The 14,596-nt window shown below is 69.7% G+C and carries 16 protein-coding genes; 5 read left to right on the forward strand and 11 right to left on the reverse strand.

Features of this window, described 5'->3' with window-relative positions; genetic code table 11:
- Positions 1–50: 50 nt before the first annotated feature.
- Both ACVCAH_RS02895 and ACVCAH_RS02900 read right to left on the reverse strand, forming a co-directional pair.
- Positions 51–782 (reverse strand): SHOCT domain-containing protein, encoded by a 732-nt coding sequence (locus ACVCAH_RS02895; protein WP_447134469.1) that lies wholly within the window; start codon positions 780–782, stop codon positions 51–53.
- A gap of 394 nt (positions 783–1,176) precedes the next feature.
- Positions 1,177–1,563 carry an immunity protein Imm33 domain-containing protein gene (locus ACVCAH_RS02900; RefSeq protein ID WP_447134470.1) on the reverse strand — a complete coding sequence of 129 codons (387 nt, stop codon included), beginning with the start codon at positions 1,561–1,563 and terminating at the stop codon, positions 1,177–1,179.
- A gap of 344 nt (positions 1,564–1,907) precedes the next feature.
- On the opposite strand from ACVCAH_RS02900, the gene ACVCAH_RS02905 reads away from it, so the two are divergent.
- The gene (locus ACVCAH_RS02905; RefSeq protein ID WP_447134471.1) at positions 1,908–3,359 is read left to right on the forward strand and encodes a hypothetical protein; all 1,452 of its coding nucleotides are present in this window, start codon (positions 1,908–1,910) and stop codon (positions 3,357–3,359) included.
- A 1,416-nt stretch (positions 3,360–4,775) separates the two neighbouring features.
- On the opposite strand, the gene ACVCAH_RS02910 is transcribed toward ACVCAH_RS02905, so the two are convergent.
- From ACVCAH_RS02910 to ACVCAH_RS02935, 6 genes are all read right to left on the reverse strand, one after another.
- Positions 4,776–6,050: an acyltransferase family protein gene (locus tag ACVCAH_RS02910; RefSeq protein ID WP_447134472.1), complete on the reverse strand. Its 1,275-nt coding sequence runs from the start codon at positions 6,048–6,050 to the stop codon at positions 4,776–4,778.
- 497 nt (positions 6,051–6,547) lie between these two features.
- On the reverse strand, positions 6,548–7,582 hold the full coding sequence (locus ACVCAH_RS02915; protein ID WP_447134473.1) for a low temperature requirement protein A: 1,035 nt from the start codon (positions 7,580–7,582) through the stop codon (positions 6,548–6,550).
- A 255-nt stretch (positions 7,583–7,837) separates the two neighbouring features.
- On the reverse strand, positions 7,838–8,566 hold the full coding sequence (locus tag ACVCAH_RS02920) for an alpha/beta fold hydrolase (RefSeq protein WP_447134474.1): 729 nt from the start codon (positions 8,564–8,566) through the stop codon (positions 7,838–7,840).
- Between the two features lie 254 nt (positions 8,567–8,820).
- Entirely contained in the window at positions 8,821–9,504 is a 684-nt protein-coding gene (locus tag ACVCAH_RS02925; protein WP_447134475.1) for a VOC family protein, read from the reverse strand.
- On the reverse strand, positions 9,501–9,761 hold the full coding sequence (locus ACVCAH_RS02930; RefSeq protein ID WP_447134476.1) for a hypothetical protein: 261 nt from the start codon (positions 9,759–9,761) through the stop codon (positions 9,501–9,503). Before ACVCAH_RS02930 ends, ACVCAH_RS02925 begins: the two co-directional genes overlap by 4 nt.
- Positions 9,762–9,852: 91 nt before the next feature.
- Positions 9,853–10,233: a carboxymuconolactone decarboxylase family protein gene (locus ACVCAH_RS02935; RefSeq protein ID WP_447134477.1), complete on the reverse strand. Its 381-nt coding sequence runs from the start codon at positions 10,231–10,233 to the stop codon at positions 9,853–9,855.
- Between the two features lie 142 nt (positions 10,234–10,375).
- On the opposite strand from ACVCAH_RS02935, the gene ACVCAH_RS02940 reads away from it, so the two are divergent.
- Positions 10,376–10,765: a VOC family protein gene (locus ACVCAH_RS02940; protein WP_447134478.1), complete on the forward strand. Its 390-nt coding sequence runs from the start codon at positions 10,376–10,378 to the stop codon at positions 10,763–10,765.
- Positions 10,766–10,815: 50 nt separating this feature from the next.
- Positions 10,816–11,526: a suppressor of fused domain protein gene (locus ACVCAH_RS02945; RefSeq protein ID WP_447134479.1), complete on the forward strand. Its 711-nt coding sequence runs from the start codon at positions 10,816–10,818 to the stop codon at positions 11,524–11,526.
- 65 nt (positions 11,527–11,591) lie between these two features.
- Here ACVCAH_RS02945 and ACVCAH_RS02950 read toward each other — a convergent pair whose 3' ends face one another.
- From ACVCAH_RS02950 to ACVCAH_RS02960, 3 genes are read right to left on the reverse strand one after another with little or no spacing between them, the layout of a single operon-like run.
- Positions 11,592–11,954 carry a PH domain-containing protein gene (locus ACVCAH_RS02950; RefSeq protein WP_167179686.1) on the reverse strand — a complete coding sequence of 121 codons (363 nt, stop codon included), beginning with the start codon at positions 11,952–11,954 and terminating at the stop codon, positions 11,592–11,594.
- Positions 11,955–11,958: 4 nt separating this feature from the next.
- Complete coding sequence (locus tag ACVCAH_RS02955) at positions 11,959–12,729, reverse strand: class I SAM-dependent methyltransferase (protein WP_447134480.1); 771 nt, start codon at positions 12,727–12,729, stop codon at positions 11,959–11,961.
- 57 nt (positions 12,730–12,786) lie between these two features.
- Positions 12,787–13,671 carry a LysR family transcriptional regulator gene (locus tag ACVCAH_RS02960; RefSeq protein WP_447134709.1) on the reverse strand — a complete coding sequence of 295 codons (885 nt, stop codon included), beginning with the start codon at positions 13,669–13,671 and terminating at the stop codon, positions 12,787–12,789.
- A gap of 86 nt (positions 13,672–13,757) precedes the next feature.
- Between ACVCAH_RS02960 and ACVCAH_RS02965 the strand changes: the two genes are divergently transcribed.
- Both ACVCAH_RS02965 and ACVCAH_RS02970 read left to right on the forward strand, forming a co-directional pair.
- Positions 13,758–14,120, forward strand: a complete 363-nt coding sequence (locus ACVCAH_RS02965; RefSeq protein ID WP_447134481.1) for a DUF1801 domain-containing protein — start codon at positions 13,758–13,760, stop codon at positions 14,118–14,120.
- Entirely contained in the window at positions 14,117–14,509 is a 393-nt protein-coding gene (locus ACVCAH_RS02970) for a VOC family protein (protein WP_447134482.1), read from the forward strand. Before ACVCAH_RS02965 ends, ACVCAH_RS02970 begins: the two co-directional genes overlap by 4 nt.
- The last annotated feature ends 87 nt before the right edge of the window (positions 14,510–14,596 follow it).

Consider the following 14,596-nt stretch of genomic DNA (forward strand, 5'->3'; position numbering starts at 1 on the left):
GCAGCTGCGTCTCCCGCCGGGTGGATACCAGCATGTCTGACGTGCTGGTATCAGGGGCCACCGAGCAGTTGCTGGCGAGCCGCAGCGAACTCCTCGTCGGTCAACTCGCCGCGTTGATGCTGCCCGACCAGCACCGACAGTTGGGAAATCTGGCCGATGATCGGACGGGCTGCCCCAGCGACCGGCGCTGGCGCCGAGTCGGCCAGGTAATGAGTTGCTGGCGCCGAGTCGGCCAGGTAATGAGTTGCTGGCGGCGGTGCCAGCTGTCTGACCGGACGGAAGAAGCGGTTGGCTGAGGGTCGCGCGAGCAGCACGACGACGACGATCAAGGCGAGCATCGCGAAGAGGGCAAAGCCGGCGCTGAGGTACTGATAGGCCGGCGGGTACGCGGCCGGCAACCGCTGGACGAACGTGTTAGTTCCGGAGGCGTCACGGGTGAACACGGACACGTAGAAGATTCCGCTGAAAGCGGGCGTACCAGCTTGACCCAGACCGCAGAAGCTGCACATCAGGGACAGACCGATCGCGATCCAGGCGATGATGCGGCCCGCGAAGTGCCCCGCACGCACCGAGGCCGCGATACCCAGTAGGACCAGTGCTGCCACGGCGGTGATCAACGCCGCGACGTAGGGCAATGCCGAGGCCAATGGCTTGATAACGTCAAAGGCGCGTGGGTCGACCTCGGAGGCGTTCAGTGCCTCCCGCACACGGTCCGGGTACCCAGCTGCCCCAGCGGCGACCGCCATCGCGTCTGCGAGATACCCGACGGCCACGACGGTCATCAGAGTCACTGCAATCGTTACCGACCGCGGCCGTCCACCGACCTCCGCCCGATCCACCATCGGCACTCCATTCTCAACGGTTGCCGGTGACGCTAGCAGCGGCCGTCGATGGGACGCGACCGGTCGAACGCCTCGACCACACTCTCATCGGCAGAAGCGGATGTTGCCGCATCCTCGTCCTAGACCGCCGAGGTTCACAGTCGGTAGCCGGCGAGCCGGGGGATCGCGTAACCCATCAAGCGGAGTCAACGTGTAACGCATCATCCGGAGTACGACAAGGCCGGCTGCCGGCGATGCCGGGCTTCAGTTGATGCGTGACGGATTTGTGTCGGATGATGCATTACATGATCGGCTAGGGCTGACCTGCCTGCGGAACTGGTTCGTCGTGCCGATGTCAGACGTCGAGGAGAGTCTCGTCGTACCAGACGTCCTCGTAGTCGGGTGCCAGCACCACGCCCCAGCCTGGCGGGAGTGCAAGGTACGGCTCAAGCTGCGGGGCGTATTCGTCCAGGTGCTCAACATGCAAGGGTGCGAAGAACTTTTCGTCTTCCTGCGGGATCGCCGGGCCGCGCCACACGAACCAGCCGTTGCTGCTGCCTGCGATCGGGTGCCGCAGCGCGTTGAGCGGCTCCAGCTCGCGTGGACGCGAGAGTGCGAAGCCGACCATCGTCCCCTGGCCGGGCGGCGATGGCTCGACGGCGAAGCGTCGACACATGTCGTCCTGCGCTGCCGAGGCACTGAAGGCCGGCCTACGCCGACGCCAACTGATCATGTCGCCCATCATGTGAAGTCAAACCGTCATGGGTCAATCGGAGTACGACACCGGCTGCCGGCGACCGGCTGCCGGCGAAGTTGGTTCAAACTTTCTGTACGTCTTCAAGGCGGCCCGCAACGGGCCGCACGCGCCGCCGCCTGGGCGCGCGCCGGCCGCTGCCGCTAGCGCTCTGCGGCGGGTTCGCTCGCCGCGGCCTGTCTGCCAGGGGTGGTAACGGTCGGCGCGGCCGTCTGTCTCGACCTTCGGCCAGCCCGGCGCTACCCGCAGGCGCCCGGCGATTGAAGTGGGCGCATACGATCCGCGTCATGCATCGGGACGAGATCGACGCAGTGGCCGTCCTCTGGCAGGACGTGCCCGGCGACTACGCCGGAAGGCTGATCTTCGGCGTGGGTGCCCGCGACGAGGACATCGACCAGATCGGACTTACCGACCTGGTGAAGCAGCTCGTGCTCGCCGCCGCGTCGACGGAGGCGGACGAGCACTCCGGGCTGTTGGAGACGGAGTTCATCGCATCCGGTACGCCGGCGGAGGTCGCCGCGCACCTCACCGAGTGCGGCGCCCTGATCGCGGACGTGCCGCTGGACCGGCTGGCCCGGACGGCGGCGCATGCCGACCCTGGCAGCCGCATCGTGGGTCTCGGTGTCGACATCGAGGACGCGAGCCGCGACCCGTGGGGCTCGCTGATGGCGCGGCGCCTCGGCCCGTCCGGCCCCGGGCTGCTGCGCTGGCCGGCCGTCGACTACCCGCGCTTCACCGTCGAGGAGGTACGCGCCCACGTAGCGCGGTACTTCACCGCGGGCAACGCGGTCCTCTCGCTTACCGGGCCGCCGCCGGCAGAGCTGCGGCTGGGACTGCCCGCCGGTCCGCGCGCCACGCACGCCGCGAGCCTGCCCGTGCCGGGGTCAGGACCCGCCTGGTACGCCGACGAGGTCGTCGCCCCAGGTATTGCGCTCAGCGCGACGGCGGGCGCGGAGGCCTTTCTCATCCTGAACCTGCTGTGGACCCGCGCCTACGCGCGGATAGAGGACGCCGGCCTCGATTGTTGGGCGACGGAGTGGTCCACGCCGGTCGGCGGGGATCATATCGAGCTCGGGATGAGCATCCACCTGAACGGAAAGGCCAGGCAGCGCGACTCTGCGGTCGCGGTGCCGATCCTCTGGCAGGAACTGCGCCGGCTGGCCGCCGACGAGCCGGCGCGGGCAGAAATCGAGGAGATCATCACGCGGTTCGCGCATCCACCGGAACTTGTCCCCGAACTGCGGCAAAAGCTGGAGCGCGCGGGCCAGCTCGCCGCTGCCGAACGGGCGTTCGCCACCGCTCCGCTCGATCACGCGGCGAAGAAGGCGCTCTTCGGGACGTATGACGAGTTCGGCGACGAGGAAATCGCTGCGGCCGCACGGCTATCGCCGGCCGACGTGCGATCAGCGGCCGCTTCGTGGCTGCCCTCCGCGATGGTGGTCGTGCCGGTCGGCACCGAACCCGACCTCGATGGGATGAACCGGATCACGTGCCCGGTCAGCCACTTCTCGCCGCGGGGCGAGGTACTCAAGCCGTCGATGTTGCGCAAGCTGCGCGGCGCCGCCGATCGGCTCGTGCTCGGCGACGACGCGTTCCACCTGATCGGCGCGGACGGCGCCGTGCACACATTCCCGATCGCCGACGTCATGCTGATCCAACGCGAGGGCGAGACCCTGCTCGGCAACGTCCGGCACGGCTGCCTCGTGGACGTCAGCGGGTTTGCCGGTGCCGACAAGCTCGTCACCCGCGTGCCGCCCCGCCGCCACCGTCTCGCCCGCGACTAGCTAGCTGGGAAACCACGAGAGGCATATGTTGCCGTGTATGGGACCAGGGGAGGGGCCAGCGCTGCCAGGTCGCCGACGGGCGGCCGGCAAGCCGTTGGTCCGCTCGCCGCGTCATTGGCCGTGGGTCGTGCTTTCGCTTGTCGCCGTGCCGTGTACCGGGATGGTGGCCGTGCCAGTGTCATGGGCTGTTCTGCGGCAAGTCGAAGCAGAGCGAGGTGAGCCGAGCCCGGACGGTGTCTACCAGTCCATACCGCGGAGGACGGTATGGACCTACCCGCATCAAGGGGAGACGTCAGGCAGCGAGGCAGCAAGAAGGCAGCAGGAGCCTCGATGCGGGTCGGTCCGGAACGTCAACTGACGAGGCCTGACCCCTGCTCGCCGACGCGGACCGTCATCAGCTGACAGCAGCCAACAGCTTGAGACCGCATCCCCCCGACGGGGGTCGTAAACGACGGGTCGGAGACGCCCGACCCGACGAGATGCGCTTGCGGCGTGTCACCACTGCTCATCGAGGGCTGCGATCTGCTTGCGGAGGGTTCGGGCATCCTTCGGCGGCAGGACCGCAACGGCGACGTCCGGGATCCAGCGCAGCTCGGGCGGGTTCGGACAGCACTCCATCACCCCACAGCCGGCGGTCGGGTCCCACAAGCGATGCCATGGGTGGCGCACGAACCATGACCAGGTCCGCAGTGCATCAGACACAGCCTGGTTCCAGAGGCGGGTGCGTTCGAGGTAGGCGATGGCTTTTAAGCCCCGGACCGAGAGCCCGGGGATGACAGAGGTTGACCCGTCAAGCGGTCGCCGGTAGATGGAGTCGGCACGCAGTTGTGCGGGGCGCCTACGCGGCATTGCCCTTTCGTGAAGTCGACATGCCGATCATCGTTGCACACCCGGGTTCGGCTCACCTGTGCGACGACATACGTGCGTGGGGGACCGGACCAAGACGACTCCCACAGCGGGGGTCGGCCTGGGACGCCGGCGGAACGGCTGTCGACAGCAACGCTGACAGCAACGCCGCCGGACGGCGGCACGCTGACAAGCGCCAGCACGGACGAAGCTCCGAGCGTGCAGCCGTTGCCGGATGGGTGCGGACGTGACGCACAGAGCTTGTAAGCGAGATGTCGCCGGTTCGATCCCGGCCGGGGGCTCCAAAGCTTCACCAGCCAGGACCCGCCCGGGCAGGACGGTAGATTGACGGCCGCGCGGGCGCTTGGCATCCATTTCTGACATCAGTCGACCGAGCCGAACGCCCCGCCGAGCTTACGCAGGGCCTTCGTCTGCTCCGCCATCGCGGCATGCGCGTAGATCATCATGGTGACGAGTGGTGCGGCACCAAGGTGGCAATCCGCTCGGCAGACGGGATGGCAGCACGATGTGTGGCGCGGCTCCCGCGCGAATGAAATGCAGCGTGACGATTCAGGTACTAGGAGGAACATCCCCTCGTAGCCCCGCTACTACGGTCTGACGGGGCTGCTGTCGGGTGGTCTCTGTCGCGGCGTCTATCGGGCCGCCCGGCGTTCCCACGGCAGTCTGGCCGGGCCGTCGGGCGGCGAAGCCGGGGGTCCAGTCCTTCAACAGGAGTGCCGGCCGCTCGACAAGCTTCCACGACAGAAACGCCACTGCCCAAGCCGCCGCGACCGACATCAACGCGAACGGCACGAAACCCCAGCGGCTCCAGCCCAGGCTGGCCATGACCTGCTGGAGCAGGAAGCCGTAGATGTAAATGCCGTACGAGTAGTCGTTGCTACGGCCCACCCAGTGCAGTCGGCGCGGCATTCGCGCCGACAGCCATACCAGCAGGTACGCGAAGGCGGGCAGCCCGACCACGAAGAAGCCGCCGAAGAACAGCGACAGCCCGAGCAGCACAGCCGAGCCGACACCAAGCCCGTCGCTGATTGGCACACGCTCGCGATACAGGTCAAGGGTGGCCCCGGCGGCGAACAGGAAGCCGAGGTATACGAGCCAATGAATGTGCAGCACGCCGACCAGTGGCGCGGAGACGCCGCCACTGATATGGCCGGGACCCCACGAATCCCAGACGATTCCCAGATACAGCGCCATTGTCAGGAACAGCACGAACCGCCGGGCCTGGCGCAGCACCGCAGTGGCGGCGAGCACGCCCACCGCCACGTAGCAGAACATTTCGTACTTCAACGACCACAGGGCGCCATTGAAGATGCCGCGGCCGGTCTTGCGACCCCACGGCGTCGTGTCCGCGAAAAGACCACCGATGCCGGACTGGCGCACCCCCGTCCACCAGTTCGCCTGCACATAGGCCAGCGGCCCGCCATGGCTCCACGAATCGGAGAAGATGCCACCGACGGATCCCTGCTCGCGGAGCGCGACCAGCGGAGCGACCACCAGCGCGGTGACGAGCAGGCACACCCAGAGACCGGGAAAGATGCGCAGGCAGCGGTGCCAGGCGTAGCGGATCAGCCCGGTGCGCCTGCCGCTGCGAGTGATCAGCAGACCGGAGAGCACGAAGAAGCCGTAGACAGCCATCGTGCCGACGTTGGTCTGCCGGTCGAAAAGCTGATAGCCGAGGTCGTGGGTGCCGAATCCGAGGGGCTTGGCATGCGACACCACCACGGCGAGGGCGAGGCAGAGCCGTATCAGGCCGATGCCGTTGCCGCGACCGGAGATCAGGTCGGCCAGCGTGCCCCGGGACCGAAAGAGCGTGAGGCTGGTCATTGACATGGGATGGCTGCCGTGTCGGTGTAGGGGATGGATGCCGACATAACTGCTCCGTTTTGCCCTATAGAGAGCCAGGTAAGGGGCCAAAGTGGGCGCTACGGGTACCAGGGACTAACGGCAGCGCGGCTGAACATAGATTTTCTATCAAGCCGTGAAAGCCATTCCTTGATCGCGGCCATGTGGCTTCGTAGCGAATGGCGGTTTTCGCGAACCGGGTAGCCATCGTGCCTTGTGTTTGAACCAGTTGATGCCGCATTCCGCAGCATGGATTGGTTCTGGGGCGCCATCAAGAGGCACCCGCAGGGAACCAAGGCTATAGATCGCCCCTTCTGTTTCGCTTGCGTGCTGGTCTCGCCGCGCCTGTGGGACGTTTGTCCGGTGGATCGGGTCGGGTCTTCATGACCTGCACCACACCAGCGAGTTCGTCACGCCAGAACCCGTCCGGAGACGGGTGCGAGGCCGGCGCCCGTCGGGGCGCCGAACCGGGATGCAGCCTAGCACTGCGACGAACTGCGGGCCGTCCCCGCGTTGCCGGTGGTCCGGCATGGGCCGCCAGGTCGTGTCCGGCTCTCCCAGCCGGGCCTTTGCCCGGAGCGGGGCAAGCGGAGGTCGACAACAACGCTGACAACAACGAGCTTGAACGGCGGTAGGTGAACGAGCCCTCGGAGGGACGCCACTCCGAGCCTACGACCGTTCTCAGACGGGCACAGATAAGGCTGCACCAGCCTGTAAGCGAGATGCCGGGCAGCAGCGAGGCACAGCCAACAGCCTTCGGGTCCGCCGAGGATGACGGCGATCCAGGCCGGTTGCGGGTGTCCGAGTGGATGGTCGATGACGAGTTCGACGCCGACGGCGGTGACGACGACGCCGGCCACCATGATCGGGTGGGAGTATGTCGCCGAGAAGCCGACGCGGGTCGGGTCCGGGGCCCCTGCGACAGCCCCGGATGCCCAGATCCGACTTGGTCGAGCGACCCAGCCTCGGCATGGGCCAGCGGAACGCGACCGCCGTGTAGTCCACGGCCACCGCCAGTGCCACAGCGTCCCACGCGCCGCACCGTGCACGGCCGCCCCAGCGATCCACGGCACCGCGGACACACCGAACCAGAACAGCGGCCGGACGCTTCTGCGCTGCACCTCGTGGCCCCGCAGGGCGAGGACGAGGACGAGTTGGCGGCCGACCTGGATGGCGACGTACGTGCCCGCGAAGACCAGACCTCGCTCGCCGAACGCGTCGGGCACCGCGACCACCATCACCAAGCTGCCGAGCATGGTCGCGGTGACCAGCAGCTGGATCGCCGGCCGTCGCGGGTCGTACAGGTCGGTTGTCCACGCTGTCATGGTCCAGACCCACCACATGGCCAACAGCAGCACCAGCGTCTGGAAGGCGCCGCTCCACCGGAGATCCTGGATCAGCCCGTGCGAGAGCTGGGCGAGCGCGACGACAAGCACCAGGTCGAAGAACAGCTCCAGAAAGTTTGTCCGCGGCTCCTTGGGTCCTCGCAGCAGCTTGGCACCGCTCGTGGTCATCGGCTCGCCCGTTCTGCAACTCGTAATGAGTAGGTCGGAACGGCGTCCCGCTCGCTCCTGGCAGTGTGGGGAACACAGGGGGCACAAGACACTGTCAAACGTCGTCAACCAGCCACCAACGATGGCAGCCCGAGACGCCGTGTGAGCAGGTGTCGCCGGCCGTTCACGCTGGTGGCGGGTCAGCGGCTCTATGTTCCGCTTCAACGTCTGAACCCGGCCACCGACCTGCCCACCCAGGCTGTCCGGGCGACCAGATCAGCGGGCCGCCACCCCGGCCAGGGCCTGCATGATCACATCGGTGACCAGCTGCGGCTGGCTGATCATGATGACGTGGGAGCCGTCGGCTTCGGTGATGGTGGCCTTCGCCCGCTGAGCCATCGAGCGGAGGACATCCGTGCCGGCCGCCTTGTCGCCGGTCGGTACGACGGCCCAGGCGGGCAGGTTCTTCCAGGCGGGCGGTCCGGACTTCTCCCCGAACCCCAGATTGGAGATCGCGCGCTGGGTGGCGGCCATGACGGCGGCGTCCTTCTCCGGGACGTCCTTGGCGAACGCGTCGTGGAACTTGGCGGGGTCGATGCGGAGCTCGACCTGGGTGCCGTCGGCCGTCGGGTACTGCAACTCCTGCAGCGCGGTGACCAGAACACTGTCCTTGGAGCCCTGTTCGATGTCCATCAGGCTCTCACCATCGTCCGGGGCGAACGCGGCCACGTAGACCAGGCCGACGACGTTGTCGACCTGGGAGACGGCGTTGGTGATGACCGCCCCGCCGTAGGAGTGACCGACCGCGAGGACCCGGCCGGGAATCTGCCGGATCGCGCTGGCGACGTACGCGGCGTCCGCGGAGAGGCTGCGCAGCGGGTTGGGGATCGCGGTGGTGGGCAGGCCGGCGGCCAGCAGGCGCTCGACGACACCGTTCCAGCTGGAGCTGTCGGCGAAGGCGCCGTGCACCAGGGCCACGGTGACGTCGGATGGCGTGTCGCTCATGGAATCCTCCGTTGTAACGGGCCGCCCCCGGCCCATGGTTCGCCCCCGCCGGACAGGGGTCAGGGGCGACCGCCGCGAGATTCGAGCAGGGCCGAGGCGACCATCCAGCTTGGGGTCGAAGGAGGCCGGGTGCCGGACGGCGGCGGAGTCGATCGTCGTCACCAGGCTAATCGAGCTCCGGCGGCTGGTCAGGCGATCGGCGAGCCGTCCGTCGGGGGTGGCGTCCCGGCCGCTACCCGTAGCTCGGCCGAAGGCTACGGGTAGCCGAGGCCGTCGGTGCCGATCCAGGTGGCGACGCACACCTCGTTTCCCTCGGGATCGGCCAGCACCCACCAGGACGGGGCCATCGCGTCGCTGACGACCCGGCCACCGGCGCCGACCGCGGCGGTGACCCGTGCCTCGGCCTCGTCGTGCGGCAGCCAGACGTCGAGATGGATCCGGTTGCGTTGCGGGCGGGGCGCATCCATCTGTTGGAAGCAGACGACGGGCTTGCGGCGGTGCCTGTCGTTCAGCTCCTCGACGGGACCACCGTCGCCCCGGTCGGCATAGCCGAGCACGGCACGCCAGAACGGAACCACCCGCGGGATGTCGAGCGCGTCGATGACGACCACGACGTTCTGCACCTCGGCCGGTTCGGCCACCAGTCCGAGCTGCTCCGCCGCGGCGGAGATGAGCCGGGCGAGTTCGACGTCCCGGCTGCTGAGCCCGTCCGGACCGGGGGCGGTGGTGAACAGGCGCACGAAGACGCCGTCCGGTCGCAGGTCGACGTCGGGGGCGTGCTCGTCCAGGCCGGGAAGCTCGGCGACGGCCTGCACGAAGCGGGCACCGGTGGCGAACGAACCGGTGCGGAAGTAGGCACAGGCCCCGCCGTCCGCGACCCGCCAGTCCGCGACCCCGGTCGAGAAGTGGAACTGCCGTGCGGTGACCTGTTCCGTCATGCGTTGGCCCCTGGTCTGGCACCGGGTGCGGATTCGGCACGGGACAGTTTCCGGATCATCCACCGCACGCCCTGATGGACCAGTACGCCGACCGCGGTGTTGGCCACGGCGAGCCCGGACGCGCCGAGCAGTCCCGGCCCCACCGGCAGCACGTCCGCGGCGACCAGCAGTCCGGGCCAGACCAGCGCGGCAGTGGTCAGCGACGAGCGCCACCAGCGCCCGGCCACCAGGCCGAAGAGGATCAGGGTCGGGATCATCGCGGGCACCCCCTCGCTGCTCCCAACGTACGCCCCTCGGCTCTCGGGCAGACCAGCGGCGGGTCGCGCTTCTGGTGTGCGAGGTCGAGGCTCAGGGCGTCTCGCCGAAGACCGCGACCGCGATCTGGTAGCTGTCGAAGGCCCGTGCCGCGCCGGCGTACGCCGCCAGGTGGATGAAGAGTTCCACGATCTCCTCCTTGCTGACGCCGGACGCCAGCGCGATCCGGAGCTGCCCCCGGAGCGGCTCGTGAGTGCCCAGGGTGGCGGCGACGGTGACCGAGACGAGGGCCCGGCTGCGGGTGTCCAGCCCCGGTCGCGGCCAGGAGTCGCCGAACGTGTGCAGGGTGGCGAGTCGCCGGAAGTCCTCCCCGACGGCCGGCTCGCCCCGCCCGAGCGGCAGGACGAGGGGCGCGCCGAGCAGCTGTTCCGCGGTGTCGAGCGCCTGCCGGTAGCGGTCCGGCTGGTCGGTCATGTCGTGCTCCCCTCGCAGGGTCGGCGGATCCGCTCCCGTCCGGCCTGTGCCGTGCGCTGGCGGCGCCCGACAGCGGGGCAGAGGCTTCCCGCCGAGCCGGCCGGTATTCCTGCCGGACGGATCCCCCGGCTAGGGTCCGAGCATGTTCACCAGTCCACAGGTCAACATCTATTCGCAGGACGTGGTCCGGGCGGTCGAGTTCTACCGTGCGTTGGGGTTCGCCGAGACGTTCCGGACGCCGCGCGAGGGGACGCCGATCCACGTCGAACTGGTGCTCGACGGGTTCAAGATCGGTATCGCCTCCGTCGCCTCCGCAGTGGCGGACCACGGGCTGGACCTCGATCTCGGCAAGCCCGGTCGGGGCATGGAGATCGTGCTCTGGACCGACGACACCGACAAGGCGTACGCCCGGTTGATCGCGGCCGGCGCGCGGGCCCTTTCCGAGCCGCACGACTGGCTGGGCAGCCTGCGGGTGGCCTGGGTCGCGGACCTCGACGAGAACCCGATCGAGCTGGTCCAGCGCCGGACGTGAGGCCGCGGCCGGGTCGGACAGGCGGCCGCTCGGCCCCTACGCTCACCCGCATGGGATCGTCATCCGCGCCGGGCCCCCGCGGCTCCGAAATCCTCCGCCACCCGCCGCGCGAGCGGCCCTGGGAGCCGGCCGTGGCCGGCGAGCCGGGCACGGCGGAGGCGATCGAGCGGCACATCGAGGGGCACTTCGGGCCGATCTCGTTCGTGTGGCACGAGTTGGCCTCCGATCTGGTCCACATCGACGTGCACGTGGTCGAGCCGACCGGGGATCGGCCGTGGGTCACCCTCGTCACGTCGGGCATGAGCGACCTGCCGATGACGGTGCCGGCCCAGGCCGACGTCAGCCCGTACGCGGAGCTGACGATGTGCCTGCCGGCGGACTGGCCGCTGTCGCAGGAGGCGTTCGGGGACGAGCGTGCGTACTGGCCGATCCGGCTGTTGAAGACGGTGGCGCGCCTGCCGCACGAGTACCGCACCTGGATCGGGGAGTGGCACTCGGTCCCGAACGGGGACCCGGCCCTGCCGTACGCCCCGGAGCTGCCCTTCGTGGCCACCGTGGTCACGCCGATGGTCCGCTGCGCGCCGGAGGCGCGCATCGTCACGACCGACGACGGACGGCGGATCTCCCTGCTCGCCCTCGTGCCACTGCACCCGGCCGAGATCGACCTGAAGCTGACCCTCGGCACCGACGCACTGCTCCAGGCGCTCGACTGGGCGGCGGTGAACGAAGTCTTCGACCCGGGCCGGCCGAGCACCGTCTGATCCCGGGCGGATCCGCTCGCCCGGCCCGGAACGCCGCCGCACACCGGGCCGGGCGTACGCCCTTGTCAGCTGATGTAGTGCAGGATCACGTTGTGCACGTGGTGGCTCTTCTGGGCACCGCGGAACTCCACCTCGTAGGTGTGCGTGCCGACGTGGATGGCGATGGCGCCGGTGGAGAAGAACGACCCGCCCCACGACTTGTTGCTCACCACGCTCACGCTGGTGATCTTCGAGTACGGGATGCTGGTGATGGCGTACCGCTTGCCGATGAAGGAGCGGTCCTGGATGATCACGCGCCGGTCGGTCAGCCCGATGAACCCGGTGCCGGTGCCGACCGCGTCGTAGACGGCGATGATCTGTTCTCCGTCGAGCAGGCCGCTCTGGATCTGCTGGAACTGCTCCTTGCGGTCATAGGTCGCGTTCGCCATGCCCTCACGGTAGGCCCGGCGCGCCACCTGCAAGATCGTCGTCGACGAGGGCGAGGACGACGAACTCGCCGTCGCCCTGCCCCACCGGCTCTCCGCGCCAGCCGCCGTGGATCCGCTCGACGGTGAACCCGGCGGCGCGCAGCGAGCCGCGCAGCTCCTGCTCGGTGCGGAACCGCAGCGTGGCCGAGCTGAGCAGCTCGGCACCGTCGGGGAAGAGGTAGTGGTGGACGAAGCTCACCGCGCCGCCCGCCACCGCGGTGACCTCCGTCCAGGCGCGCACCACGCTGCCGTCCGCCAGCGTGATCCGGCGCCGGGAGTCGACCGGGTTCCACCGGTCCCACCGCCGGTCGGCCGGGTCCCGCGCATCGAAGACCAGCCGGCCGCCGGGCACCAGCGCCCGGCGCAGGTCGGCGAGGGTGTCCGCCCACCCGGCGTCGTCCACGAAGTACTGCGCCACGTGGCTGGTCATCACCGCCACGTCGAACGCCCGCCTCGGCAGCACCGCAGAGGTGCCCTCGATCCAGGTCACCCGCTCGGCGCCCGGCTTGGCGCGGGCGGCGGCCAGCGACGGGCCCGCCGGGTCGACGCCGGTGACCGGGTGCCCGGCGGCGGCCAGGGCGAGGGTGAGCCGGCCGGTCCCGCAGCCGAGGTCGAGGACCCGGGCGGCGGGCGTCTCGTCGACCACGGCGAGGAAGTAGTCGTCGTCGCGCGACCAGGGGCACTCCGCGTCGTAGACCGCCACCAGCCGGGGATGGCGGAACTCGCCGTGTCTCATCGGGGCGGATCATGCCAGCCGGTGGCGGGTCAGCACGACCCCGGCGCGGCCGGCGTGTCAGCCGGCGTTCGCGTCGGTCGCCGCCCGGACGAACTCGCGGACCCGGGCCGTGGTGTTGGCCGCCCGCCAGACCAGGCCGCGCTGGATCGGCGGCGCGTCGTGGATCGGCACGTAGGCGAGATCCGGGCGGGGGTAGTAGTGCCGGGTGTGCTCGCCGACCGGCAGCACGCCCTGGCCCATCGCCACCAGGGTCAGCATCTCCGAGAAGGTGTTGCCGGTGGGGCCCTTCGGCACCGGCCGGCCGGACGGGGTCTGCTCCGGGGTGCGGTCGCGCTTGAACTCCGCCGAGGTCACCGCCGGGTACTGCACCACCGGATGGTCGGCGAGGACCTCCAGGGAGACCGACGCCGCGCGGGTCAGCGGGTGCCCGGCCGGCACCGCGAGCACCCGGTTCTCGGTCAGCAGCGGCGGGCCGCAGGCCATGCCGTCGAACGGGTACGCCGCGATGAGCAGGTCGATCGAGCCGTCCACCAGGCTCGGCCGCGAGTTGTAGAGCTGCACCTCGTGCACCTCGACCTGGCATTCCGGGTGCCGCTCGGTGAACAGGGCGACCGCCTTGAGCAGCACCGGGGCGGTCCACTCGCCGAGGAAGGCCACCCGCAGCCGCCCGGTGACGCCGCGCCCGGCGTCGACCGCCCGGCGTACCGCCTCGTCCATGCCGGCGACCAGCGGGGCGAGGCCGTCGGCGAGTTGCCGGCCGATCGGGGTGAGCTGGACGACCCGGCTGGTCCGCGCGAAGAGCGGGGCGCCGATCCGGCGTTCCAGCTTCTTGACCACGTGGCTGACCCGGCCGGTGGTCACCCCGAGCCGCTCGGCCGTGCGGCCGAAGTGCAGTTGGTCGGCGAGGGTCAGGAAGGTCTCCAGCTCGTACCGTTCGAGCACGTCACGTCCCATCGTTGAACCAGGATCAACGATCGTAGCCCGATCATGGCTTGGTCGCCGTCGCGCGCCGGCGGATCGTGAAGGGCATGACGACGACGACAGTCACCGACTACCTGGCCGGCCTGGACGGCCCGCTGCGGGAGATCGGCGAGAAGCTCCGCCCGGTCATCGAGTCGGCCCTGCCGGGCGCGACCGGCGCGATGTGGCACGGCCACCCGGTCTGGGGCCTGGGGGAGAAGCCGGGCCAGCGCCCGGTCTGCCTGGTCAAGGCGTACGGCGGGTACGTCACCTTCGGCCTGTGGCGGGGGCAGGAGGTCGACGACCCGTCCGGGCGGCTGGCCCCGGGCGCCCGGCAGATGGCCTCGGTGAAGCTGCGCGCTCTCGCCGACGTCGACCCGGCCCTGTTCACCGACTGGCTGCGCCAGGCGTACGGGCTGGAGGCGAGGTGAGCGCGGTGCGGGTGACGGGCTTCGACCATCTGGTGCTCAACGTGACCGACGTCGAGCGCTCCCTGGACTTCTACTGCGGGGTGCTCGGGCTGGCTCCGGTCCGGGTGGACGAGTGGCGGGCCGGCACGGTGCCGTTCCCCTCGGTACGGGTCAGCCCGGAGACCATCGTCGACCTGGTCCACCGGCCGCGCGGCGAGTCGAACGTCGACCACTTCTGCCTGGTGGTCGCGCCGCTCGACTGGGCGGAAGTGATCGAGTCCGGTGCCTTCACGGTGCTGGAGGGTCCGGTCGGCCGGTTCGGGGCGCGGGGGAGCGCGACCTCGATCTACGTGCGGGACCCGGACGGCAACTCCGTCGAGCTGCGCTGGTACCCGCAGGACGCGGACTGAGCCGGCGGGTCCACGCCGGCGCGCCGAGCCGGGTATGCCCGACCGGGCCCGACCCGTCGCGGGTCCACCGGACATGACGTGCCCGTC

The sequence above is a fragment of the Micromonospora sp. LZ34 genome, from assembly GCF_052981855.1.

What these genes read in the sequence shown, in the direction of transcription:
- ACVCAH_RS02955 (WP_447134480.1), bottom strand. Translation starts at nt 12,729, where the DNA reads ATGAGACACGGCGAGTTCCGCCATCCCCGGCTGGTGGCGGTCTACGAC.
- ACVCAH_RS02930 (WP_447134476.1), bottom strand. Translation starts at nt 9,761, where the DNA reads ATGATCCCGACCCTGATCCTCTTCGGCCTGGTGGCCGGGCGCTGGTGG.
- ACVCAH_RS02925 (WP_447134475.1), bottom strand. Translation starts at nt 9,504, where the DNA reads ATGACGGAACAGGTCACCGCACGGCAGTTCCACTTCTCGACCGGGGTC.
- ACVCAH_RS02945 (WP_447134479.1), top strand. Translation starts at nt 10,816, where the DNA reads ATGGGATCGTCATCCGCGCCGGGCCCCCGCGGCTCCGAAATCCTCCGC.
- ACVCAH_RS02940 (WP_447134478.1), top strand. Translation starts at nt 10,376, where the DNA reads ATGTTCACCAGTCCACAGGTCAACATCTATTCGCAGGACGTGGTCCGG.
- ACVCAH_RS02895 (WP_447134469.1), bottom strand. Translation starts at nt 782, where the DNA reads ATGACCGTCGTGGCCGTCGGGTATCTCGCAGACGCGATGGCGGTCGCC.
- ACVCAH_RS02910 (WP_447134472.1), bottom strand. Translation starts at nt 6,050, where the DNA reads ATGACCAGCCTCACGCTCTTTCGGTCCCGGGGCACGCTGGCCGACCTG.
- ACVCAH_RS02950 (WP_167179686.1), bottom strand. Translation starts at nt 11,954, where the DNA reads ATGGCGAACGCGACCTATGACCGCAAGGAGCAGTTCCAGCAGATCCAG.
- ACVCAH_RS02915 (WP_447134473.1), bottom strand. Translation starts at nt 7,582, where the DNA reads ATGACCACGAGCGGTGCCAAGCTGCTGCGAGGACCCAAGGAGCCGCGG.
- ACVCAH_RS02900 (WP_447134470.1), bottom strand. Translation starts at nt 1,563, where the DNA reads ATGGGCGACATGATCAGTTGGCGTCGGCGTAGGCCGGCCTTCAGTGCC.
- ACVCAH_RS02920 (WP_447134474.1), bottom strand. Translation starts at nt 8,566, where the DNA reads ATGAGCGACACGCCATCCGACGTCACCGTGGCCCTGGTGCACGGCGCC.
- ACVCAH_RS02965 (WP_447134481.1), top strand. Translation starts at nt 13,758, where the DNA reads ATGACGACGACGACAGTCACCGACTACCTGGCCGGCCTGGACGGCCCG.
- ACVCAH_RS02935 (WP_447134477.1), bottom strand. Translation starts at nt 10,233, where the DNA reads ATGACCGACCAGCCGGACCGCTACCGGCAGGCGCTCGACACCGCGGAA.